Source organism: Enterobacter cloacae complex sp. IR5384, from assembly GCF_049237265.1.
GTDB classification, from domain to species: domain Bacteria; phylum Pseudomonadota; class Gammaproteobacteria; order Enterobacterales; family Enterobacteriaceae; genus Enterobacter; species Enterobacter cloacae.
The window spans coordinates 157,056-179,816 of record NZ_JBMKHJ010000006.1 but is presented as its reverse complement, the minus strand read 5'-3'; the positions used below and the strand labels follow the sequence as shown (position 1 = coordinate 179,816).

At 53.9% G+C, this 22,761-nt stretch carries 29 protein-coding genes and 1 other annotated feature; of the genes, 17 read left to right on the top strand and 12 right to left on the bottom strand.

The window, feature by feature from the left end; translation table 11 throughout:
- Positions 1-186 precede the first annotated feature (186 nt).
- From ACOTX3_RS08190 to rnm, 5 genes are all read right to left on the bottom strand, one after another.
- Positions 187-645: a hypothetical protein gene (locus ACOTX3_RS08190; RefSeq protein WP_127869000.1), complete on the bottom strand. Its 459-nt coding sequence runs from the start codon at positions 643-645 to the stop codon at positions 187-189.
- A 17-nt stretch (positions 646-662) separates the two neighbouring features.
- Positions 663-905, bottom strand: coding sequence for a DUF6150 family protein (locus ACOTX3_RS08185; RefSeq protein WP_222706833.1), 243 nt, complete (start codon positions 903-905; stop codon positions 663-665).
- A 5-nt stretch (positions 906-910) separates the two neighbouring features.
- Complete coding sequence (locus tag ACOTX3_RS08180) at positions 911-1,057, bottom strand: hypothetical protein (RefSeq protein ID WP_058679376.1); 147 nt, start codon at positions 1,055-1,057, stop codon at positions 911-913.
- 346 nt (positions 1,058-1,403) lie between these two features.
- Complete coding sequence (locus tag ACOTX3_RS08175) at positions 1,404-2,024, bottom strand: L-threonylcarbamoyladenylate synthase (RefSeq protein ID WP_013096362.1); 621 nt, start codon at positions 2,022-2,024, stop codon at positions 1,404-1,406.
- A complete protein-coding gene (rnm, locus tag ACOTX3_RS08170) occupies positions 2,021-2,902 on the bottom strand; it encodes an RNase RNM (RefSeq protein WP_058679377.1) in 882 nt (293 codons plus the stop codon). Before rnm ends, ACOTX3_RS08175 begins: the two co-directional genes overlap by 4 nt.
- Positions 2,903-3,041: 139 nt before the next feature.
- Between rnm and trpL the strand changes: the two genes are divergently transcribed.
- The 10 genes from trpL to ACOTX3_RS08120 all read left to right on the top strand — a co-directional run bounded on the left by trpL (position 3,042) and on the right by ACOTX3_RS08120 (position 12,395).
- On the top strand, positions 3,042-3,086 hold the full coding sequence (trpL, locus tag ACOTX3_RS08165; RefSeq protein WP_106993556.1) for a trp operon leader peptide: 45 nt from the start codon (positions 3,042-3,044) through the stop codon (positions 3,084-3,086).
- Positions 3,063-3,156: a sequence feature (Trp leader region), on the top strand. It overlaps the preceding gene by 24 nt.
- A gap of 25 nt (positions 3,157-3,181) precedes the next feature.
- Positions 3,182-4,744 carry an anthranilate synthase component 1 gene (locus tag ACOTX3_RS08160; protein ID WP_045903110.1) on the top strand — a complete coding sequence of 521 codons (1,563 nt, stop codon included), beginning with the start codon at positions 3,182-3,184 and terminating at the stop codon, positions 4,742-4,744.
- Entirely contained in the window at positions 4,744-6,339 is a 1,596-nt protein-coding gene (gene trpD / locus ACOTX3_RS08155; protein ID WP_058679378.1) for a bifunctional anthranilate synthase glutamate amidotransferase component TrpG/anthranilate phosphoribosyltransferase TrpD, read from the top strand. Before ACOTX3_RS08160 ends, trpD begins: the two co-directional genes overlap by 1 nt.
- A 3-nt stretch (positions 6,340-6,342) precedes the next feature.
- Positions 6,343-7,701 (top strand): bifunctional indole-3-glycerol-phosphate synthase TrpC/phosphoribosylanthranilate isomerase TrpF, encoded by a 1,359-nt coding sequence (gene trpCF, locus ACOTX3_RS08150; RefSeq protein ID WP_058679379.1) that lies wholly within the window; start codon positions 6,343-6,345, stop codon positions 7,699-7,701.
- A 10-nt stretch (positions 7,702-7,711) separates the two neighbouring features.
- Positions 7,712-8,905 carry a tryptophan synthase subunit beta gene (trpB, locus tag ACOTX3_RS08145; RefSeq protein WP_013096356.1) on the top strand — a complete coding sequence of 398 codons (1,194 nt, stop codon included), beginning with the start codon at positions 7,712-7,714 and terminating at the stop codon, positions 8,903-8,905.
- Positions 8,905-9,714 carry a tryptophan synthase subunit alpha gene (gene trpA / locus ACOTX3_RS08140; RefSeq protein WP_057071252.1) on the top strand — a complete coding sequence of 270 codons (810 nt, stop codon included), beginning with the start codon at positions 8,905-8,907 and terminating at the stop codon, positions 9,712-9,714. The genes trpB and trpA overlap by 1 nt, the downstream gene beginning before the upstream one ends.
- A gap of 182 nt (positions 9,715-9,896) precedes the next feature.
- A complete protein-coding gene (yedE, locus tag ACOTX3_RS08135) occupies positions 9,897-11,108 on the top strand; it encodes a selenium metabolism membrane protein YedE/FdhT (RefSeq protein ID WP_029883576.1) in 1,212 nt (403 codons plus the stop codon).
- On the top strand, positions 11,105-11,338 hold the full coding sequence (yedF, locus tag ACOTX3_RS08130; RefSeq protein WP_013096288.1) for a sulfurtransferase-like selenium metabolism protein YedF: 234 nt from the start codon (positions 11,105-11,107) through the stop codon (positions 11,336-11,338). The genes yedE and yedF overlap by 4 nt, the downstream gene beginning before the upstream one ends.
- A gap of 131 nt (positions 11,339-11,469) precedes the next feature.
- Positions 11,470-11,904: a universal stress protein UspF gene (gene uspF / locus ACOTX3_RS08125; RefSeq protein WP_013096287.1), complete on the top strand. Its 435-nt coding sequence runs from the start codon at positions 11,470-11,472 to the stop codon at positions 11,902-11,904.
- Positions 11,905-11,990: 86 nt separating this feature from the next.
- Complete coding sequence (locus ACOTX3_RS08120) at positions 11,991-12,395, top strand: cell envelope integrity TolA C-terminal domain-containing protein (RefSeq protein ID WP_058679380.1); 405 nt, start codon at positions 11,991-11,993, stop codon at positions 12,393-12,395.
- A 53-nt stretch (positions 12,396-12,448) separates the two neighbouring features.
- Here ACOTX3_RS08120 and ompW read toward each other — a convergent pair whose 3' ends face one another.
- Positions 12,449-13,081 carry an outer membrane protein OmpW gene (ompW, locus tag ACOTX3_RS08115; protein ID WP_013096285.1) on the bottom strand — a complete coding sequence of 211 codons (633 nt, stop codon included), beginning with the start codon at positions 13,079-13,081 and terminating at the stop codon, positions 12,449-12,451.
- Positions 13,082-13,362: 281 nt separating this feature from the next.
- Between ompW and ACOTX3_RS08110 the strand changes: the two genes are divergently transcribed.
- The 4 genes from ACOTX3_RS08110 to yciA all read left to right on the top strand — a co-directional run bounded on the left by ACOTX3_RS08110 (position 13,363) and on the right by yciA (position 15,633).
- A complete protein-coding gene (locus ACOTX3_RS08110; protein WP_013096284.1) occupies positions 13,363-13,767 on the top strand; it encodes a YkgJ family cysteine cluster protein in 405 nt (134 codons plus the stop codon).
- Between the two features lie 25 nt (positions 13,768-13,792).
- A complete protein-coding gene (locus tag ACOTX3_RS08105; protein ID WP_013096283.1) occupies positions 13,793-14,536 on the top strand; it encodes a YciC family protein in 744 nt (247 codons plus the stop codon).
- A gap of 56 nt (positions 14,537-14,592) precedes the next feature.
- Positions 14,593-15,132 carry a septation protein A gene (locus tag ACOTX3_RS08100; RefSeq protein WP_013096282.1) on the top strand — a complete coding sequence of 180 codons (540 nt, stop codon included), beginning with the start codon at positions 14,593-14,595 and terminating at the stop codon, positions 15,130-15,132.
- Positions 15,133-15,237: 105 nt separating this feature from the next.
- On the top strand, positions 15,238-15,633 hold the full coding sequence (yciA, locus tag ACOTX3_RS08095) for an acyl-CoA thioester hydrolase YciA (protein ID WP_013096281.1): 396 nt from the start codon (positions 15,238-15,240) through the stop codon (positions 15,631-15,633).
- A gap of 38 nt (positions 15,634-15,671) precedes the next feature.
- On the opposite strand, the gene tonB is transcribed toward yciA, so the two are convergent.
- Positions 15,672-16,391, bottom strand: a complete 720-nt coding sequence (gene tonB / locus ACOTX3_RS08090; protein WP_058679381.1) for a TonB system transport protein TonB — start codon at positions 16,389-16,391, stop codon at positions 15,672-15,674.
- Positions 16,392-16,611: 220 nt separating this feature from the next.
- Here tonB and ACOTX3_RS08085 point away from each other — a divergent pair, with 220 nt between their 5' ends.
- Entirely contained in the window at positions 16,612-16,908 is a 297-nt protein-coding gene (locus ACOTX3_RS08085; RefSeq protein ID WP_008502794.1) for a YciI family protein, read from the top strand.
- Positions 16,909-16,944: 36 nt separating this feature from the next.
- Here the strand turns inward: ACOTX3_RS08085 and leuE are convergent, their stop codons facing one another.
- Both leuE and ACOTX3_RS08075 read right to left on the bottom strand, forming a co-directional pair.
- A complete protein-coding gene (leuE, locus tag ACOTX3_RS08080; RefSeq protein ID WP_013096278.1) occupies positions 16,945-17,580 on the bottom strand; it encodes a leucine efflux protein LeuE in 636 nt (211 codons plus the stop codon).
- A 107-nt stretch (positions 17,581-17,687) separates the two neighbouring features.
- Positions 17,688-17,861 (bottom strand): YciY family protein, encoded by a 174-nt coding sequence (locus tag ACOTX3_RS08075; RefSeq protein ID WP_086528096.1) that lies wholly within the window; start codon positions 17,859-17,861, stop codon positions 17,688-17,690.
- Between the two features lie 144 nt (positions 17,862-18,005).
- Between ACOTX3_RS08075 and cls the strand changes: the two genes are divergently transcribed.
- Entirely contained in the window at positions 18,006-19,466 is a 1,461-nt protein-coding gene (gene cls, locus ACOTX3_RS08070) for a cardiolipin synthase (RefSeq protein ID WP_020690926.1), read from the top strand.
- A 33-nt stretch (positions 19,467-19,499) separates the two neighbouring features.
- Positions 19,500-19,829, top strand: coding sequence for an HI1450 family dsDNA-mimic protein (locus ACOTX3_RS08065; protein ID WP_013096276.1), 330 nt, complete (start codon positions 19,500-19,502; stop codon positions 19,827-19,829).
- A gap of 27 nt (positions 19,830-19,856) precedes the next feature.
- Here ACOTX3_RS08065 and ACOTX3_RS08060 read toward each other — a convergent pair whose 3' ends face one another.
- Genes ACOTX3_RS08060 through ACOTX3_RS08050 form a run of 3 tightly spaced genes read right to left on the bottom strand, consistent with a single transcriptional unit; the run spans position 19,857 to position 22,755 of the window.
- Positions 19,857-20,726: an ion transporter gene (locus tag ACOTX3_RS08060; RefSeq protein WP_058679382.1), complete on the bottom strand. Its 870-nt coding sequence runs from the start codon at positions 20,724-20,726 to the stop codon at positions 19,857-19,859.
- Positions 20,727-20,740: 14 nt separating this feature from the next.
- Positions 20,741-21,745: a murein tripeptide/oligopeptide ABC transporter ATP-binding protein OppF gene (gene oppF, locus ACOTX3_RS08055; protein ID WP_020690924.1), complete on the bottom strand. Its 1,005-nt coding sequence runs from the start codon at positions 21,743-21,745 to the stop codon at positions 20,741-20,743.
- Positions 21,742-22,755 (bottom strand): ABC transporter ATP-binding protein, encoded by a 1,014-nt coding sequence (locus ACOTX3_RS08050; RefSeq protein ID WP_013096273.1) that lies wholly within the window; start codon positions 22,753-22,755, stop codon positions 21,742-21,744. Before ACOTX3_RS08050 ends, oppF begins: the two co-directional genes overlap by 4 nt.
- Between the last annotated feature and the right edge of the window lie 6 nt (positions 22,756-22,761).

Genomic DNA, 22,761 nt, shown 5'->3' with positions numbered 1-22,761 from the left:
ATCAGACACCGTCTGAATTTGCAGCGGGCTGGAGAAAGGGTCATTCTGAGAATGAAGATTCCGACGTTACTAACTGAGTGTTGTATCTAATCGTGGGGGCAGGTCAAATGACCTTTGAAGAGGAGTAACGATTGAAAGAGGAAGACAAACCAATCACCAGCTTTATCTGGTGTGTTGCATAAGTAATCATCCCTTGTAATCACGTAGGATCATAGACAATATCCACCACCAGCGGCGACGCAGCCAACTAACATCACTGAACAGCTTCCCATCAGATGTAGTCACGTACACCCCTCCGCGATGATGCACCTTATTATGGTGAGCCTTATTGATGAATGGTACTTCTAAGATCATTTCATCACGGGCTTTTAATCGACGTGGCAACATGGGGCTGATCATGTATTCATCGCAATGTTCGTTAGAGCAATCGCTAAGGCGTCCGCTTGGGGTTACTACGCCCGCCGAACTTAACGTCACATCGTGAGCGCTTTTATTGGAAACGTAAATTCTGTCTTCATACTGATCGCAACCTAAGAAAAGGCGTAGAGCTGTTCTGGATTTTAATATCTGGAAAGCGGATAGTACAAAACCCGCCCATGCAGCAAGCATGGTTAGATTATCAACATTAAGCAACCAATCTTTCAAAGTTTCATTCCTTGTGATCAAAGATAATTAGTTGTCTCTTGATGCTGCATGTAAGAGAACGGATAGCATGAAGTGACAAACTTTACTTTCGATGAAGCAACACTTCGAGACGTTACCTCACACCATAGCCCATCAATACCTTGAGACACACTGCGAGACTCAACTCTACAAACCAACAGATCGGCTACTGATCTTGAACCGACCACGCAAACAGCAATATCGGCAGCACTACGGCTGCTCACTTCACAGATCCACGCCATAGACCCTACTCCTGTTTATTTTTATCCCCGTTATCTTGCCGCATGGATTCTATAAACTCCCGCTGTTCCTGCGTGAATGCAAGCTCATCCAGCAAGCGATCTAACTCTTCTTTGGGTGATTCCTTTTGAATCTGTCTGTTGCCGATCGCCATGCTCACCCTTGATTCATTAGGATTAATCTTAGGTTAACCAGGGTGCATATAATGCGCAACTAACAGATTTTGGAAATGAGAAGTCATAAACCCTCGGTAATGATATCCAGTAAAGACATGTACCAAGGAAGACATTAACAGCAGGGAAAGGTGTACATACATGATGAGTGTCGCGATGTGGCTAATGGCTGTCACACAAGCTGGTAACAACCATTAACCGAAAAATATTAAATCATTGATTATAAATGATTTAATATTTATCTTGTGCGCCTTCACAGGCGTCGAATCAGGTCAAACCAGGGCTATGCCCTGATTTGACGGCCGCGTAGTATAGCTGCTTACACCTTTACAAGAAAGGCTTAACATCGCCCACGCCTTCGCGAATCACTTCCGGTGCATCTTCCGTTAAGTCGACAACCGTGGTCGGCTGCTGACCGAGGTAACCGCCATGAATAATCAACTCAACTACCTTTTCCAGACGGTCTTTGATCTCTTCCGGATCGGACTCGGTGAATTCACTGCCGGGCAGCATCAGCGAGGTTGAGAGCATCGGCTCACCCAGCGTTTCCAGCAAGGCCTGGGCAATCGGGTTAGACGGCACACGCATCCCGATGGTTTTGCGCTTTTCCTGTAACAGACGGCGCGGAACCTCTTTCGTCCCTTTCAGGATGAAGGTGTAGTTGCCCGGCGTGTTATTTTTAATCAGACGAAATGCCACGTTATCGACATAAGCATAGGTCGATAGCTCAGAGAGATCCCGGCACATCAGGGTAAAGTTGTGACCGTCCGGCAACTGGCGAATACGGCAAATACGCTCCATCGCCGCTTTATCTTCAATCTTACAGCCCAGCGCATAACCCGAATCCGTCGGGTAGACGATAACGCCCCCTTTACGCACGATCTCCACGGCCTGATTGATCAGGCGCGGCTGCGGATTATCCGGATGAATATAGAAAAACTGACTCATACTTCCCTCTCTTCAAGTTGCTGTGGCTGTTCCCAGAGCTGCCAGACAGGCTCAACGCCTGCGGGTAACCAAAGCTTGCGTCCCAGTTCTATCCACGCACAGGGCTGATGAAAATCTGAGCCTTGTGACGCCAGCAAACCAAACTGGCGGGCGTAGGTCGCAAGCTGCGAACGCTCGTTGGGCGCCTGCTGACACTGGGAGACTTCCATCGCCTCGCCACCGCATTCGGCAAAATGCGCCAGCAGTCTTTTCAGCCATTTAGCAGAAAGATTATACCGCCCCGGATGGGCCAGCACGGCCTTACCGCCAGAATGATGAATCACATCAATAGCTTGTTTTATTGTACACCACTGTGGCGGAACGTATCCGGTTTTCCCGCGAGCCAGATAGCGTTTAAAGACATCCGCTATCGTTGTGGCCTTGCCCGCCTCAACCAGAAAACGGGCAAAATGACCGCGCGTTACCGCGCCCCCGTTTGCCAGCCTTTGTGCCCCTTCCAGGGCGCCCGGAATATGCGCCTTTTCCAGACGTTCAGCGATCATTTCTGCGCGCTGGTTGCGGCGCGTTTTTTGTTCTTGCAAAAACGCACACATTACCGGATGGTCTATATCGATGTTCAGGCCAACAATATGGATTTCGTGATTCTCCCAGACGGTCGATATCTCGACGCCAGGAACCAGTTTGAGTGCCAGACCACTGCGGGCAATCTCGGCGCGCGCGGCTGGAATGGCATCGGTTGTATCGTGATCGGTTATGGCCAGCGTGCCAACCCGCATTTCAACGGCACGATGCACCAACGCTTCGGGCGTCAGCAGACCATCGGAGGCCTGGGTATGGCTGTGTAAATCATAAATTACGGCGTAGGTGGTATCGCTCAAAGCACTTCCCGTCACAGGTTAGAGACATCTTAAAAGCCCATGATACCGACTTGCCACGAAATTCTGAAATCAAGGGTTGACAATACGCCATCGAACTAGTTAACTAGTACGCAAGTTCACACGAGAAAGGTATCTGAAAATGACTGCACATTTCACTCTGCACGGTTGGTGGCGCACTTCCTGATTTCCGGGCAGTGTCACACGTCTGCGTACAGCAAACAGATACCCGCCCGCTCATCAGCGGGCTTTTTTTTGAACAGAATAAATGAGAACAACATAATGCAAACAGCCAAACCACACCTCGAATTGCTGACCAGCGAGGCGGCCTATCGCCACAACCCAACCGCGCTGTTTCATCAGGTCTGCGGTGCGCGTCCAGCCACGTTGTTACTGGAATCCGCCGATATTGACAGCAAAGACGATCTCAAGAGCCTGCTGTTGGTGGACAGCGCGCTGCGCATTACGGCGCTAGGTGACACTGTCACTATCAAAGCATTATCGGATAACGGTGCGGCTCTGCTGCCGTTACTGGATGCGAGCCTGCCTGCTGGTATCGAAAATGAAAACCATCCTGAAATGCGCGTTCTGCACTTCCCGCCGGTGAGCCAGCTGCTGGACGAAGACGCACGCCTGTGCTCTCTTTCCGTTTTTGATGCCTTCCGTCTGCTGCAAAATCTGGTCACCGTGCCGGAAGATGAACGCGAAGCAATGTTCTTTGGCGGGCTGTTTGCTTACGACCTGGTGGCCGGGTTCGAAGATTTACCGGACATTGAACAGGGTAACCGCTGCCCCGACTACTGCTTCTACCTGGCCGAAACCTTACTGGTGATCGACCACCAGAAAAAAAACACCCGTATTCAGGCAAGCCTCTTCACGCCATCCGCGACAGAGAAAAAACGCCTTGAGCAGCGTATTGAGCAGTTGCAGCAACAAATGACCGAAGCGCCGCCTGCGCTGCCTGTACATCGTGTCGAGAAAATGACCTGTGAGGTTAATCAGAGCGACGATCAGTACGGTGCCGTGGTTCGCCAGATGCAAAAAGCGATTCGCGCCGGAGAAATTTTCCAGGTTGTTCCTTCCCGTCGTTTCTCTCTGCCCTGCCCGTCGCCGCTCGCGGCCTATGACGTGCTGAAAAAGAGCAACCCAAGCCCGTACATGTTCTTTATGCAGGACAACGATTTCACCCTGTTTGGCGCATCCCCTGAAAGTTCACTGAAATATGACGCCACCAGCCGCCAGATTGAGATCTACCCGATTGCCGGAACCCGTCCACGCGGCCGTCGAGCCGATGGCTCGCTGGATCGCGATCTCGACAGCCGCATTGAGCTGGAAATGCGTACCGACCATAAAGAGCTCTCCGAGCATCTGATGCTGGTTGATCTGGCCCGTAACGACCTGGCGCGCATTTGTACCCCTGGCAGCCGCTACGTGGCGGACTTGACCAAGGTCGACCGCTACTCGTTTGTTATGCATCTGGTATCCCGCGTGGTGGGCGAACTGCGCAGCGACCTCGACGTGCTTCACGCCTACCGCGCCTGTATGAACATGGGCACGCTGAGCGGCGCGCCGAAAGTCCGCGCCATGCAGCTGATCGCGGCGGCTGAAGGGCGCCGTCGCGGCAGTTACGGTGGTGCAGTGGGCTACTTCACCGCCCATGGCGATCTGGATACCTGCATTGTGATCCGCTCCGCCTACGTTGAGGACGGTATCGCTACCGTGCAGGCAGGCGCAGGGATTGTTCTGGATTCTGTTCCGCAGTCTGAAGCTGACGAAACCCGCAGTAAAGCCCGCGCGGTATTGCGCGCCATTGCTACCGCACATCACGCACAGGAGATTTTCTGATGGCTGACATTCTGCTGCTCGATAACATCGACTCTTTTACCTATAACCTGGCAGATCAGTTGCGTGCGAATGGTCACAACGTCGTTATCTATCGTAACCATGTTCCGGCACAGACGCTGATAGACCGTCTGGCAACCATGCAAAACCCGGTGCTGATGCTCTCTCCTGGCCCAGGTGTCCCCAGTGAAGCGGGCTGTATGCCGGAGCTGCTGACCCGTATGCGCGGTAAACTGCCGATTATCGGTATCTGCCTGGGTCACCAGGCGATTGTGGAAGCCTATGGCGGCTACGTGGGTCAGGCAGGTGAAATCCTGCATGGCAAAGCCTCCAGCATTGAACATGACGGCCAGGCGATGTTTGCTGGCCTGCCAAATCCGCTGCCGGTTGCGCGCTATCATTCCCTGGTGGGCAGCAACATCCCGGCCGGGCTGACCATTAACGCCTCGTTTGAAGGGATGGTAATGGCCGTGCGTCACGATGCGGATCGCGTCTGCGGCATGCAGTTCCATCCGGAGTCGATTCTCACGACCCATGGCGCGCGACTGCTGGAGCAGACGCTGGACTGGGCGTTGCAGAAACTGGAGCAGACCAACACGCTGCAACCGATTCTGGAAAAGCTGTATCAGGCGCAGACCCTGAGCCAGCAGGAGAGCCACCAGCTCTTTTCTGCCGTGGTTCGCGGTGAGCTGAAACCTGAACAGCTGGCGGCCGCGCTGGTAAGCATGAAAGTGCGCGGCGAAAGCCCGCAAGAAATCGCCGGTGCCGCCACGGCCCTGCTGGAAAATGCCGCCCCCTTCCCGCGCCCGGATTATCAGTTTGCGGATATCGTCGGCACCGGGGGTGATGGCAGCAATAGCATCAATATCTCCACCGCCAGTGCCTTCGTGGCCGCGGCGTGTGGCCTGAAGGTGGCGAAACACGGTAACCGCAGCGTCTCCAGCCGCTCGGGCTCGTCCGATTTGCTGGCTGCCTTCGGCATTAACCTGGATATGAACGCCGAACGCTCCCGTGAAGCGCTGGACGATCTGGGCGTCTGCTTCCTGTTTGCGCCGAAGTATCACACCGGTTTCCGCCATGCGATGCCGGTTCGTCAGCAACTCAAAACACGCACGCTGTTTAACGTACTGGGGCCGCTGATCAACCCGGCGCACCCGCCGCTGGCGCTGATTGGTGTTTACAGCCCGGAACTGGTTCTGCCAATTGCCGAAACCCTGCGCGTGCTCGGTTATCAGCGCGCGGCAGTAGTTCACAGCGGGGGAATGGATGAAGTGTCCCTTCACGCGCCAACTCTCGTTGCGGAACTGCGCAATGGCGAAATCCTGAGCTATCAGCTGGAAGCCGCCGACTTTGGTTTAACGCCGTATCATCAGGAGGCACTGGCAGGCGGCACGCCGGAAGAAAACCGTGACATTCTCACGCGCTTATTACAAGGTAAGGGAGAGGTCGCCCATGAGGCAGCCGTGGCAGCCAACGTCGCCATGCTGATGCGATTGCACGGCGAAGAGGATCTCAAAGCCAACGCACAAAAAGTTCTGGACGTACTGCGCTCTGGTGCAGCTTACGATCGCGTTACCGCACTTGCGGCAAGAGGGTAAAGAATGCAGACCGTTTTAGCGAAAATCGTTGCCGATAAGGCCATCTGGGTGGAAGCCCGCAAAGCGCAGCAGCCGCTTGCCAGTTTTCAGAACGACGTCGTCCCAAGCAGCCGTCGTTTCTATGATGCCCTGCAGGGCGCGCGCACCGCATTTATTCTTGAGTGCAAAAAAGCCTCCCCGTCGAAAGGCGTTATCCGTGAGGATTTCGATCCGGCGCGTATTGCAAGCATTTATAAGCATCATGCGTCGGCGATCTCTGTGCTGACGGATGAGAAATATTTCCAGGGCAGCTTCGATTTTCTGCCTGTTGTCAGCAGCATCGCGCCGCAACCGATTCTGTGCAAAGACTTTATTATCGACCCGTATCAGATCTGGCTGGCGCGTTTTTACCAGGCTGACGCCTGCCTGCTGATGCTCTCGGTGCTCGACGACGAGCAGTATCGCCAGCTGGCTGCGGTGGCGCACAGCCTCAACATGGGCGTGCTGACCGAGGTGAGCAACGAAGAAGAGCTGGAGCGAGCCATTGCACTGCAGGCGAAAGTGGTCGGGATTAACAACCGCGATCTGCGCGATCTGTCAATTGACCTGAATCGTACGCGTCAGCTGGCATCGCGTCTGGGCTCTGGCGTGACTGTTATCAGTGAATCCGGGATCAACAGCTACGCCCAGGTGCGTGAGCTGAGCCACTTTGCCAACGGTTTTCTGATTGGCTCCGCGATGATGGCACATGACGATCTCAATGCCGCAGTGCGTCGGGTGCTGTTGGGTGAAAACAAAGTGTGTGGCTTAACCCGCGAACAGGATGCCCAGGCCGCCTATGAGGCGGGGGCTATTTACGGCGGGTTGATCTTTGTGGACGCCTCACCGCGTGCGGTGAGCGATGAACAGGCACGCAAGGTGATAGCGGCAGCCCCCCTCAGCTATGTGGGCGTCTTCCGTAACGCTGATATTGCGGACGTTACGGCAAAAGCCGAAGCGTTATCACTGAGTGCAGTACAACTGCACGGTGATGAAGATCAGGCATACATCGATGCCCTGCGTGCCGGGCTGGCTCCTCAGGTTCAGATCTGGAAAGCGCAGAGCGTGGGCAGCACCCTGCCAGCACGTAACCTGAATCATGTTGATAAATACGTGCTCGATAACGGCCAGGGCGGTACAGGCCAGCGTTTTGACTGGTCACTGCTGAACGGCGAAGTGCTGGACAATGTCCTGCTGGCGGGTGGACTTAGCCCGGACAACTGTGTGGAAGCAGCCAAAACCGGCTGCGCGGGCCTCGATTTCAATTCAGGCGTAGAGTCGCAACCGGGCATCAAAGATGCCAGTAAGCTGGCCTCGGTATTTAAAACTCTGCGTGCATATTAAGGAAGAAAAAATGACGACATTACTAAACCCGTATTTTGGTGAGTTCGGTGGGATGTACGTTCCGCAGATCCTGATGCCCGCACTGCGCCAGCTGGAAGAAGCGTTTGTGAGCGCACAGAAAGATCCAGCGTTTCAGGCTGAATTTACCGACCTGCTGAAAAACTACGCGGGCCGTCCAACTGCGCTGACCAAATGCCGTAACCTGACTGCCGGCACCAAAACCACGCTGTACCTCAAGCGTGAAGACCTGCTGCACGGCGGCGCGCATAAAACCAACCAGGTGTTAGGACAGGCGCTGCTGGCAAAACGGATGGGCAAAACCGAGATCATCGCCGAAACCGGCGCGGGTCAGCACGGCGTGGCATCAGCACTGGCAAGCGCCCTGCTTGGCCTGAAATGCCGTATCTATATGGGGGCGAAAGACGTTGAGCGTCAGTCTCCGAACGTATTCCGTATGCGTCTGATGGGCGCAGAAGTGATCCCGGTTCACAGTGGTTCAGCCACGCTGAAAGATGCCTGTAACGAAGCGCTGCGCGACTGGTCTGGTAGCTATGAAACCGCGCACTACATGCTCGGCACAGCCGCTGGCCCGCACCCGTTCCCGACTATCGTGCGTGAATTCCAGCGCATGATTGGCGAAGAGACCAAAGCGCAGATCCTTGAAAAAGAAGGCCGTCTGCCGGACGCGGTGATTGCCTGCGTGGGCGGGGGATCAAACGCCATCGGGATGTTCGCTGATTTTATCGACGAAACCCGTGTTGGCCTGATCGGGGTGGAGCCAGCGGGTCACGGGATTGAAACCGGTGAGCACGGCGCACCGCTGAAACATGGCCGCGTGGGGATCTACTTCGGCATGAAAGCGCCAATGATGCAGACCGATGAAGGTCAGATTGAAGAGTCGTACTCCATCTCTGCCGGTCTGGATTTCCCGTCCGTCGGGCCACAGCATGCATTCCTGAACAGCACCGGACGCGCGGACTACGTCTCCATCACCGATGACGAAGCGCTGGAAGCGTTTAAGACGCTGTGCCGCAGCGAAGGGATCATCCCGGCACTGGAGTCCTCGCATGCTCTGGCGCATGCGCTGAAAATGATGAAAGAAAACCCGGAAAAAGAGCAACTGCTGGTCGTTAACCTTTCCGGTCGCGGTGATAAAGATATCTTCACCGTTCACGATATTCTGAAAGCACGAGGGGAAATCTGATGGAACGCTACGATAACGCATTTGCACAACTGAAATCCCGCCAGGAAGGCGCGTTCGTTCCCTTCGTCACGCTGGGCGATCCGGGCCCGGAGCAGTCGCTAAAAATTATCGACACTCTGATTGAAGCCGGTGCCGATGCGCTGGAGTTGGGGATCCCGTTCTCTGACCCGCTGGCGGATGGCCCGACCATTCAGAACGCCACCCTGCGTGCCTTTGCCGCGGGCGTCACCCCAACGCAGTGTTTTGAGATGCTGGCCGCGATCCGTCAGAAGCACCCGACCATTCCGATTGGCCTGCTGATGTATGCCAACCTGGTGTTTAACCGCGGAATAGACGAATTTTATGCCGAGTGCGCGCGGGTCGGCGTTGACTCCGTGCTGGTGGCCGACGTCCCGGTTGAAGAATCTGCACCGTTCCGCCAGGCGGCTATGCGTCATAACGTGGCGCCGATTTTCATCTGCCCGCCAAACGCCGATGACGAACTGCTGCGCCAGATTGCCTCTTACGGCCGTGGTTACACCTACCTGCTCTCCCGCGCGGGCGTGACGGGTGCTGAAAACAAAGCCGCGCTGCCGCTGCATCATCTTGTAGAAAAACTGGCTGAATACCACGCAGCACCTCCGCTGCAGGGATTCGGGATTTCATCCCCGGATCAGGTTACGGCGGCAATTGACGCAAAAGCGGCAGGCGCGATCTCCGGCTCTGCTATCGTCAAAATCATTGAGAAGAACGTGGACAAACCCGATCAGATGCTGGCTGAACTCAAAGCATTTGTTACGGCGATGAAAGCCGCAACGCGTAAAGCCTGATCCTTCCACCGTCTGGCGACTCAGCCAGACGGTCTTCCTCTTATATTCCCGCTATCACTTAAGCGTTACGCCAAAATTGATCCCATCGATATTTTCGGCGTGAATGGCTTTTCAAACCTTGCCGTAAGCGTATGATTTGGTCTCTTTTCGGCTTTAAACCTTCTGAGTTCAGAGGCTTACTCATGTCATGGCAATACTTCAAACAGACTTACCTGGTTAAGTTCTGGTCACCAGTACCGGCCGTCATCGCGGCGGGGATCCTTTCCACCTACTATTTCGGCATTACCGGCACCTTCTGGGCCGTAACCGGCGAATTCACCCGCTGGGGTGGGCAACTGCTGCAGCTCGCTGGCGTACATACCGAGGAGTGGGGTTACTTTAAGCTTATTCATCTGGACGGCACGCCGCTGACCCGCATCGACGGTATGATGATTATCGGCATGTTCGGGGGCTGTTTTGCCGCCGCGCTGTGGGCTAACAACGTTAAGTTGCGAATGCCTAAAAGCCGGATACGCGTTATGCAGGCGATTGTCGGCGGCATGATTGCCGGGTTCGGCGCCCGTCTGGCGATGGGGTGCAACCTGGCCGCTTTCTTTACCGGCATTCCACAGTTTTCGCTGCACGCCTGGTTTTTTGCTGTCGCCACGGCGATTGGCTCTTACTTTGGCGCGAAGTTTACCCTCCTGCCGCTGTTCCGCATTCCGGTCAAAATGGTGAAGGTCAGCGCTGCCTCGCCGCTGACGCAAAAGCCTTCTCAGGCGCGTCGTCGTTTTCGTCTTGGCATGCTGGTCTTTTTCGCCATGGTCGCCTGGGCGCTCTGTACGGCGCTCAACCAGCCTAAGCTGGGTCTGGCCATGTTGTTCGGTGTCGGTTTCGGCCTGCTGATAGAACGTGCGCAGATCTGCTTCACCTCGGCGTTTCGCGATATGTGGATCACCGGCCGTACAATGATGGCCAAAGCGATTATTGCGGGCATGGCGGTGAGCGCCATTGGCATCTTCAGCTATGTGCAGCTGGGTGTTGAGCCGAAAATCATGTGGGCTGGTCCGAACGCGGTGATTGGCGGTCTGCTGTTTGGCTTCGGAATTGTACTGGCTGGCGGGTGTGAAACCGGCTGGATGTACCGCGCGGTTGAAGGTCAGGTGCATTACTGGTGGGTAGGTCTGGGGAACGTCATCGGCTCCACCCTGCTGGCCTGGTACTGGGACGATTTGTCTCCGGTGCTGGCCACGAACTGGGACAAGGTGAATCTGCTCAGCACGTTTGGCCCGCTCGGTGGACTGCTGGTGACCTACGCCCTGCTGCTGGTCGCTTTTTTACTGGTTGTCGCGCAAGAGAAACGCTTCTTTCGCCGTGCCACGGTTAAACCTGAACCCCAGGAGAATGCAGCATGAAAGAGATTGTGCCTGACTACCGCCTTGATATGGTCGGTGAACCGTGTCCTTACCCGGCTGTCGCCACGCTTGAAGCGCTCCCGCAGCTTCAAAAAGGGGAAATTCTGGAAGTGGTGAGCGACTGCCCGCAGTCCATCAACAACATTCCTCTGGATGCCAAAAACCACGGTTACACCGTACTGGATATTCAGCAGGATGGCCCGACCATTCGCTATCTTATCCAGAAGTAAACCGCCAGGTGACGGGGGGCGTCCCCCCGTCAAAAAAGCTGCCTCACCTCCCATTTTGATGGCGAACACAGCGCCTCTGTAAATGGTAGCACTACACTTAAAGTGGATAAAAAACAAACAGGAGGTGAGGTATGTTTAATTCAATTTTAGTCCCTGTCGATATCTCTGAAAGTCGTCTGACCGAACAGGTGATTCCCTATGTTCAGGCAAACGCAGCAATCGGTAACGGAAAAATCCATTTTCTGACGGTAGTGCCTTCTTTCCCTTACTATTCATCGCTTGGGCTGGCGTATTCGGTTGAAATGCCAAAGCTGGCGGAGATTCAGGAGGAAGCCCTTACGAAGCTCAAAGAGATGGTTAAGCAGTTTAATTTACCTGCCGATCGTGTGGAGACACACGCCATTTCAGGTGCGCCTAAAGATCAGATCCTGAAGCTGGCTGACAGTATCAACGCTGACCTCATTATCATTGCATCCCATCGACCTGATATCACAACCTACCTTTTAGGTTCAAACGCGGCGGTTGTGGTACGCCATGCAAAATGCCCGGTGCTGGTTGTACGCTAGCGAGGCTGGTGAGAAACTTAAGCCCCGGTATACCGGGGCTTATTTAAAACGTTTTACAATAAAATTTTCGATAAACGGACTTAACAATGAAAAAAGTAGTGATGCTGGTATGCCTTGCCACAGCAATAACGGGCTGTGCTCCTCTCGCGCCTGAAGGTTGTCAGAAGAAAACCGCTCTCGACTCGTGCTCCTATAAGCAGTCCGGTAAAGTCTCCGATAAGGATATCTATGGTCAACAGGCTGCCGCGATAAAGAAAGCGCTGGACTCGGCGCTGGCCGATCCACACGCCTGGAATGGTAAGCAATGCAACATGCATCTCGAATTTACCGTCGACGGGCTACTGCAGAACCTGGAGATAAAAGGCGGAGACAAAGCGTATTGCCAGGCTTTAGCCGACGCGGCAACACGGGCCACCTTCCCGCCCTTCACAGACGAGCGTGTATTTCAGGATATGGGTTCTGCCCGCTGGAACATGGAGGGGCAACCGTAGAGGTAAGCCGGTAGAAAGACTGGCCATGTTCTGGCCAGTCCCGGAAAGTAGAATCAGAAACGATAACCCGCAGAGAACATAAATACCCACGGATCCAGACGGGTACTGATGCTTTGTTGCTGTCCGCCTGCCTTGAAGCGGACATCGGTATCGATATCCATATACCAGACCGAGGCGTTAATTAACCAGTCGCGGTTAATGAGATAGTCCATCCCCACCTGTCCTGCCACGCCCCATGAATCTTTCAGGCTGAGATCGGTCAGTCCGGCCTCTTTACCGGTATCGTTGAATTTCTCATCAAAGAAGGTGGTGTAGTTCACGCCCGCGCCAATATAGGGGCGCAGTTTGCTGCTTGAGTCACCAAAGTACCACTGCGCCATCAACGTTGGCGGCAGATGGTGCACCGTGGCGATATCACCGGTTGGGCCTAAACCTACGCGATGACGGAATGGCGTCGCTGCCAGAAGCTCAACGCCAATGTTATCCGTCGCCATATACGTGAATGTTAAACCTAACTGGGTATTGTTGCTGACGTTAAAGCCACCCATTCCCAGCACGTTATCAGAACCTTCAGTTGGACGTACCGTTGCCGAACCGGCACGAATAAAAAATTCACCTGCTTCATGCGCATACGCGCCGCCAGAGAGACTGCTTAAGATAAGGGCTGCCACCGCTAATTTTTTCATATCCGCTCCATCGTTGTGGTTTTAGCTGCGGATGAGAATATACTCACAAATGAGTAATAAGTGATCTGTCACAGATCACATTAAAACCAGTAACTTAACATTCATTGATCTGGGTTAATTTTTGGTGACACACCGTAAGGCCAAAAGTTGTTCTTACGTCAATTTTTGGCATTTCCCGGTTACAAAATTTTCTGTTTCCCCCCTCTTGCTCTTCGAATGGCGGCTGGATAATTTAGCGCTCTCACAATGTGATTTGATGCGTTCTTTTTTGCAGGTGTGCCATGAGTGATATGAACCCGTGCATGACGTGCGGAGCCTGTTGTGCGTATTTTCGAGTCTCTTTCTACTGGGCCGAAGCCAGCGATGGCGGCGGCACCGTTCCGGTTCATCTCACTGAACCGTTATCCCCCTTTCTGCGCTGCATGAGCGGTACGAATCAAAAGCAGGCCCGCTGTGTGGCGTTACAAGGCGAGCCAGGTGTGTCGACCCGCTGCTCCATCTATGAGGATCGCCCCAGCCCGTGTCGGGACTTTACGATGTCTGGCGAAGAGGGTCAGGTCAACGAAGCCTGTAATCGCGCCCGCGCGCGCTTCGGATTACCGCCGCTTTACAAAGATATGCTTTTCCATACAAGCCTTGATGCTGCCACGACCGCGTTATCCGGTGTACAATTGCCGGCTAATTAACACCTGCAATACTCAAGGAGAGTGCATGTCTATCACGGCGAAGTCTGTCTACCGTGACACGGGAAACTTTTTCCGCAATCAGTTCGTAACCTTTTTACTGATCGCGTTGTTATGCGCCTTTATTACGGTGGTGCTGGGTCACGCGTTCTCTCCGAGTGACGAACAGATCGCCAGCCTGAGCCAGGGCGACCATCTTGCAGGGAGCGTGGGGTTGTTTGAGCTGGTGCAAAACATGACGCCAGAGCAGCAGCAAATCCTGCTGCGGGCCTCTGCGGCATCGACTTTCTCTGGACTGATCGGCAATGCCATTCTCGCGGGCGGCGTTCTGCTGATGATCCAGCTGGTTTCTGCAGGCCACCGCGTCAGCGCCTTACGGGCGATCGGTGCCAGCGCGCCGGTACTGCCTAAGCTGTTTATCCTCATCTTTTTAACCACCCTGCTGGTGCAGATGGGGATCATGCTCGTTGTGGTTCCAGGCGTGCTGCTGGCTATCGTCCTCGCGTTCGCTCCGGTGATGGTGGTGCAGGACAAAATGGGGATCTTTACTGCCATGCGCAGCAGCATCAAACTGGCATGGGCCAATATGCGCCTGGTGGCACCGGCCGTAATTAGCTGGCTGCTGGCCAAAACGCTCCTGCTGCTGTTTGCCCCAAACTTTGCAGTCTTAACGCCGAACGTCGGTGCGGTGGTAGCCAACACGCTGAGTAATCTGATTTCAGCGATACTGCTGGTTTATCTGTTCCGCCTGTATATGTTAATTCGTCAGTAATCCTGTGGCCGGGTGCATCGCAGCCCCCGGCCACACACAGAAGATGGAATCACAGAATGAAGCAGTTTCTTGATTTTTTACCGCTGGTCGTGTTTTTCGCGTTTTATAAGCTGTATGACATTTATGCAGCCACGATGGCGCTGATCGTTGCTACCGCTATCGTGCTGATCTACAGCTGGGTTCGCTATCGTAAAGTCGAAAAAATGGCTCTGATTACGTTCGCACTGGTGGCCGTGTTCGGTGGGCTGACGCTGTTCTTCCATAACGATGAATTCATTAAATGGAAAGTCACCGTGATTTACGCGCTGTTTGCCGGTGCGTTGCTGATCAGCCAGTGGGTAATGAAAAAGCCACTTATCCAGCGCATGCTGGGTAAAGAGCTGACGCTGCCACAGGAAGTATGGTCTCGTCTGAATATCGCCTGGGCGCTGTTCTTTATTCTTTGCGGCCTGGCGAATATCTACATCGCCTTCTGGCTGCCGCAGAATATCTGGGTCAACTTCAAGGTCTTTGGCCTGACGGCGCTGACGCTCATCTTCACTCTGTTAAGCGGTGTCTATATCTACCGGCACATGCCGCAGGATGATAAACACTGATGAATCCCCGACCAGAACGTGCACAACAGGCGTTCTGGTCTATTCTCTCCTGCCAAAAATCATAGTAGCATCCCGCCTGAAGTCTTCAGTTACGAGTTTAAAACAATGACAACAAATGACGCCCCTCAGGGCGAACTGGTTTTACGCACACTGGCAATGCCTGCGGACACGAATGCCAATGGCGATATTTTTGGCGGCTGGCTGATGTCGCAAATGGATATGGGCGGCGCAATTCTGGCAAAAGAGATCGCGCATGGTCGCGTTGTGACCGTCCGGGTGGACGGGATGACCTTCCTGCGCCCGGTCGCGGTGGGTGATGTGGTCTGCTGCTATGCACGTTGCGTCAAGCGCGGTAATACTTCCATTTCCATTAACATTGAAGTCTGGGTGAAAAAGGTCTCATCTGAACCGATTGGACAGCGTTATAAAGCAACAGAAGCGCTGTTTATTTATGTGGCAGTCGATAGCGAGGGCAAACCCCGCCAGCTGCCTCAGGCCTGATCTTCAGGCATAAAAAAGCCTCCTTTCGGAGGCTTTTCTTATTCCATCTGCGCCCCGCCGTTCAGGCGGAAAACAATATTAACGATCAACCCACTGCCTGGTTTGCCTGGCTCATAACGCCATCTGCGCATCGCCGATTTCACCTCACGCTCAAACATATTTGAAGGCTGAGCAGACAAGATTTCCACGTTATCAACACGCCCGTCCGGGGTGACGTCAAATTTGACCCGCACGCGACCTTCAATGCGCAACGCCTGAGCACGAGGAGGATATTGCGGCTGGTTGCGGCTCACGGCGCGCGGGCCAGCGGGCGCAGTTGGCGTCGGTTTTGCGGTCGCGGGCGTGTTATTCATCAACGGACGCGAAGGCGCTGTGTTTTCTACCCTCTGCGTAGCGCGTGGTTCAACCGGACGTTCTTCCCGTTTAGGGCGCTCCTCCACCTTTTTCACCGGTTTTGGTTTCGGCTTAGGCTTCGGTTTGGGTTCTGGCTTATGGATCACCACCGGCGCTTCCTTTGGTGGCTCCGGAACCGGCTCAGGTTCTGGTTCTGGCTCAGCAACCGGTTGCGGCGGTGGTGCAACCTGCGGCGGCTCAAGATCCGCAGGCGAGACCATCGTCACTGAAATGGGCTGCGAAGGCGCTGGCATTTCAATAACCTGATGAACCGAGGTATAGAGCAAACCCGCCACGACAGCACCGTGAATCACGACAGAAAGCAGCGTCGGCCAGGGAAAGCGGCGAGGTAAAACAAGGGTCATCGAAGTCATAATCATCAACGTTAAAAAACCGAACCCTGATTTTAAATGCAAATAGCAATCATATTCAATAAGACACTTTGTTCTGGCGCAATTTAGGCGCGGGAGAGGCCAAAAAAGAGGCATTCAGATCAGGGTATTAACATTGTTTTTATTTTACATTGCAGTCAGTTGTCCTTTCACATAACGTAACTGACACTTTTAATGGTTAAGGAGCTTCACCGTGTTTTACGTGATTTACTCTGAAGATGTCGCTGATTCCCTGGAAAAACGCCAGTCTGTACGCCCTGCTCACCTCGCACGCTTACAGTTGCTGCAGGATGAAGGGCGTTTACTGACTGCGGGCCCTATGCCGGCCGTCGACAGCAACGATCCGGGTGCTGCCGGTTTTTCTGGCTCCACGGTGATTGCCGAGTTTGAATCCCAGGAGGCTGCTCAGGCCTGGGCCGATGCCGATCCGTACGTTGCTGCAGGTGTTTATGCGAAAGTGACGGTTCGACCGTACAAGAAAGTGTTCTGATACTAAAAAAGGCTCCCTCAGGAGCCTTTCTTTCAATCAATGCAGCGATGCTAACCGCGCCGCAAACCCGACAAACAACAGTCCTATCAGGCCGTTCCCCAGCTTTGCCAGTTTCTTTTTCGTTTTCAGATAACGTGTGACAAAAGCGCCTGAGAAGATCAGGAAGCTCATATACATAAAGCTTATTAGCTCAAGCGTGGTCGCGAGGATCAGGAAAGAGGTACCGGTATTCTTCGCATTCACATCGATAAACTGAACAAAGAACGAGACGTAGAACAGAATCGCTTTCGGGTTCGTCAGGCTCAATACCAGCGAGCGTTTCATGATCATGCTGGCAGGCTCGGTACCGCTTTCATGCGTATTATTCTGACGGGTAATGACCGACCAAAGCATTTTGCCGCCCAGCCACAGCAGATAAAAAGCACCTAAATAACGTACGATATTAAACAGTACCGGTGTGGTCTGAATTAACGCGGCAACGCCCGCCCAGGCCAGGAACATCAGTACGGCATCGCCGATAAACACGCCGGTGGCGGCGAGATACCCTTTTTTAACGCCGTGACCAATCCCGGTTTTCAGCACAAACAAAGTATTCGGCCCTGGCACCAGTACGATAAAAAATGCGCCGACAACGTATGTCCAGAAATTCAGTACGCCAAACTCCGCAAACACTTCTCCCTCCTTTTGCTCAACACAACAGGAATAGCGCTGCAAAGACGCTATTCCCAACAACCAGACGCCATAAAATCATTGGGCACCTTGCGGTGCCCTGATGGTTCTCAGAAATCCTGGACTGCGAACAGCAACGCATTGCGGTGCCGGGTCATTCCACATTTCCTGATGGCGTGTATACGCATATTGCGGCGGGATTGTGCTTCCAGCCAACGAGCCTTACGACGGTTCACCTGTCGCAACATGCGCCAGCGCCCTACTTCAGTTCTACTGCGCTTCATGTCTACAACTCTTTCTTTAAAAGAGAGGCCATTATAAACCCAACCCTGCAGCAAACCAGCGCTTTTACCTGGCGTTTTTATTTGCCAGATGATTCCTGATGCGTACACTCATAACAATACGCTTTCAAAAGGATTTTTTTACCTATGACAACCTTCTACACCGTGGTGAGTTGGCTGGTCATTCTGGGATACTGGCTGTTAATCGCGGGTGTGACATTGCGCATCCTGATGAAGCGCAGAGCCGTACCCTCTGCCATGGCCTGGCTTCTTATAATTTATATCCTGCCGCTGGTAGGAATTATTGCCTATCTCTCTTTCGGTGAACTTCATCTGGGCAAGCGTCGTGCCGAGCGTGCCCGGGCCATGTGGCCTTCCACCGCCAAATGGCTGAGCGATCTTAAAGCCTGTAAACACATCTTCGCAGAAGAAAACAGCAGCGTTGCCTCCTCATTATTTAAACTGTGTGAACTCAGACAAGGTATTGGAGGGGTAAAAGGCAATCAGCTCCAGCTGCTGACCTCTTCTGATGATGTCATGCAGGCCTTGATCCGCGATATTCAACTGGCTCGTCACAATATCGAGATGGTGTTCTATATCTGGCAGCCCGGCGGGATGGCAGACCAGGTGGCGGAATCGCTGATGGCTGCCGCACGTCGTGGCATTCACTGCCGTTTGATGCTCGACTCCGCAGGCAGCGTCGCCTTTTTCCGTAGCCCCTGGGCAGGGATGATGCGTAATGCCGGCATCGAAGTGGTCGAGGCGTTAAAGGTCAATTTACTGCGCGTTTTCCTGCGCCGGATGGATCTTCGCCAGCACCGCAAGATGATCATGATCGACAACTATATTGCCTATACCGGCAGCATGAACATGGTTGACCCCCGCTTCTTCAAGCAGGACTCGGGTGTCGGCCAGTGGATTGACCTGATGGCAAGGATGGAAGGACCGATTGCCACCTCCATGGGGATTGTCTATTCCTGTGACTGGGAGATAGAAACCGGCAAACGTATTCTCCCGCCGCCACCGGATGGCAATATCATGCCCTTTGAAGAGGCCAGCGGACATACCATCCATACCATTGCCTCCGGGCCGGGTTTCCCGGAGGATTTAATCCATCAGGCGCTACTGACCGCCACTTACGCGGCGCGTGAATATCTGATCATGACCACGCCCTACTTCGTTCCGAGCGATGACCTGCTGCACGCAATCTGCACCGCAGCACAGCGCGGTGTCGATGTCAGCATCATTCTGCCACGCAAGAATGACTCGCTTCTGGTGGGCTGGGCCAGCCGCGCGTTCTTTAGCGAACTGCTTGCCGCCGGTGTAAAAATCTACCAGTTTGAAGGCGGGCTCCTGCATACCAAAAGCGTCCTCGTGGACGGTGAGTTAAGTCTGGTGGGCACGGTAAACCTGGATATGCGCAGCCTGTGGTTAAACTTTGAAATCACGCTGGTCATTGATGATGCCGGATTCGGCGGTGATCTGGCGGCGGTACAGGACGATTATATCTCCCGTTCACGTTTGCTGGATGCCCGGCTGTGGGTAAAACGTCCGCTGTGGCAGAGAATTGCTGAACGACTGTTTTACTTCTTTAGTCCGTTGCTGTAAAACGTGCCCAACGATGTTTAACAGGTAGTCATCATGGAAATGGATCTGAACAATCGCCTGACCGAAGACGAAACGCTCGAGCAGGCCTATGACATTTTTCTCGAACTGGCGGTTGATAACCTCGATCCCGCAGATGTGATCCTCTTTAATCTGCAGTTCGAAGAGCGCGGCGGCGCGGAGTTATTCGACCCTGCAGAAGACTGGGCTGAGCACGTGGATTACGATCTCAATCCTGACTTCTTTGCCGAAGTGGTGATTGGGCTGGCAGATGAAGATGGTGGCGAAATTAATGACATCTTCGCCCGCGTGCTGCTCTGCCGCGAGAAAGACCATAAGCTGTGCCATATCATCTGGCGCGAATAGTAAAAGGCTGCGAATGCAGCCTTTTTTTTAATCCGGTAGCGCACTCCCGCAACGGTTACAGAAGCGGGCGTTAAGCTCATGTTCAGCCTGGTGACAACCCGGACATTTTCGCTGCTGTTTGGGGCTCTGAAATGCGCTGCTCATATGGGTTGTGATAAGACCTGTCGGAATGGCAATCACCGAATACCCAATCAGAATCAGCACCGATGCGACGATACGTCCAAGCGGCGTATGCGGCGTGATATCCCCGTAGCCAACGGTCGTGACGGTGACAATGGCCCAATACACAGAGGCATTCAGCGTTGTGAAGCCATATTTTGGCCCTTCTATCAGGTACATCAACGCACCGAAAACAATCATGACGATCGCGATAAACGAGTAAAACAGAATGAGCTGATGCCGGGCACTGACTATTGCGCTCCAGAAGACCCGCAGAGACGGCATAAAACGCAGCAATTTCAGAATACGTAATACACGAATAACGCGCATCGCCCGCCATGCAAAGACATAGCTCAGGCTAATTTCCGGCCACAACCACATGACGTAGAGCGGCAGGACGGTGGCTAAATCGATAAATCCCCAGAAGCTGAAAACATATCTCGCCGGGTTGGGCCAGCAGACGACCCGCAGCAGATATTCGGCAGTAAAGACCAGGGTAATAATGAGTTCGATCCAGACAAAAATATGCCATTCATCATAGGTCAGGTGATACTGCGTCCCGGCTCCCGATTCAAAGAAAATAACCACCACGCTGATGAGTGCAAACAGTCCGCAGATCCCTTCGAAGCGGCGTCCGGATATCGTTTTAGGATCGAATAAAAAATGATAAAGCCGCCGACGGGCTGAGGTGAATAGACTCAACACGGTAACCTCGCAAAAAATAAGGGCTGACATCATGTCAGCCCTTGCGATTATAACGGGTCTACTTTCAGGCAGGAAACCGCATGTCGGAAACTGCCTTCCAGAACCGGTCGTGTTTTCGCACACTCCGGCCCGGCCAGTGGGCATCGCGTACGGAACACGCAGCCTGATGGCGGATTAATCGGCGACGGCAATTCGCCTTCCAGCAGCTGGATGGTTTTATTTTTTTCCAGATCGGGATCGGGAATTGGCACCGCGGACATCAGCGCTTTGGTGTAGGGGTGCAGTGGATTGTGGTACACCTCATCATAGGTGCCCAGCTCCACGGCATGGCCCAGGTACATAACCAGTACGCGGTCAGAAATGTGCTTCACCACCGCCAGGTCGTGCGCAATGAAGATCAGCGACAGCCCCATCTCACGCTGCAGCTTCTGCAGCAGGTTAACCACCTGCGCCTGAATCGACACATCCAGCGCGGAGACAGGCTCATCGCAGATGATCAGCTTCGGCTCAAGGATTAACGCGCGGGCAATACCGATACGCTGACACTGGCCGCCGGAGAATTCGTGCGGATAGCGGTTGATGAGGTTTGGCAGCAGCCCCACTTTCATCATCATCGCCTTAACACGATCGCGTACTTCCTGACGTGGCATCTTCGGATGATAGGTCCGCAGCGGCTCGGCAATGATTTCACCAATGGTCATACGCGGGTTTAAGGAGGCCAGCGGATCCTGGAATATCATCTGAATATCGCTGCGTACGTCGCGCCACTCTTCGGGCTTCATCCCCAGCAGATCTTTACCCAGCCATGCCACTTTACCGCCGGTCGCTTTCACCAGCCCGATAATGGCACGCGCAAAGGTCGATTTACCGCATCCGGACTCACCCACCACGCCCAGCGTTTCCCCTTCATACAGACGAAGCGTTACGCCATCCACAGCTTTCAGGGTCTTGGGCGGCTGCCAGAACCACTGTTTACCGTCTTTGATGTCGAAATGCACTTTAAGATCGGCAATTTCGAGCAGCACATTTCTTTTTTCATCTAATGCGTTCATACCAGCTCCTCCTGCGGCTTAAAGCAGGCGCGCAGACGGCCTGGTGCAAACTCTTCCAGCGGCGGAGCGCTGTTACAAATCTCCATCGCGTGCGGGCAGCGCGGCTGGAACGGGCAGCCTTTCGGCAGGCGCAGCAAGTTTGGCGGGTTGCCCGGAATGGTCAACAGGGATTCCCCTTCCGCATCAAGACGTGGCACCGCATTCAACAGGCCGATCGAGTACGGATGCGCAGGCTGATAGAAAACATCGCGCGCTTTGCCATATTCCATCGTACGACCAGCATACATCACCAGCACTTTGTCACAGATACCGGCAACCACGCCCAAATCGTGGGTGATCATGATAATCGCCGTGTTGAACTCACGCTTAAGCTCGTTCAGCAGGGTCATGATTTGCGCCTGGACGGTCACATCCAGCGCGGTGGTCGGTTCATCGGCAATCAGCAGTTTTGGACGACACAGCAGCGCCATGGCAATCATCACACGCTGACGCATACCGCCAGAGAACTCATGCGGGAACATGCGCATGCGCTTACGCGCCTCTGGCATTTTTACCGCATCGAGCATTTTAACGGACTCTTCAAAGGCTTCAGCTTTGCTCAACCCTTTGTGCAGCATCAGGACTTCCATCAGTTGCTCACCGACGCGCATGTACGGGTTCAACGAGGTCATCGGATCCTGGAAAATCATCGAAATCTGCTCAGCACGCAGCTTGTTCAGCTCGTGTTCAGGCAGGTTGAGGATCTCACGTCCGTTGAATTTGGCGGATCCGCCAATCACACCGTTTGCGGCCAGCAGCCCCATCAGCGCGAACGCCGTCTGAGATTTCCCGGAGCCGGATTCGCCCACGATACCCAGCGTTTCACCCGCGCGCAGGTTGAAGTTGAGATCGTTTACGGCGGTGACATCCCCGTCCGGCGTCTTAAAGGTGACGCGGAGATCGTTTACATCCAGCAGAAGGTCACTCCGCTGTTGCGCCTGTGGCGCAGTTGCCGTTTCAATAATTGTCATGACGGC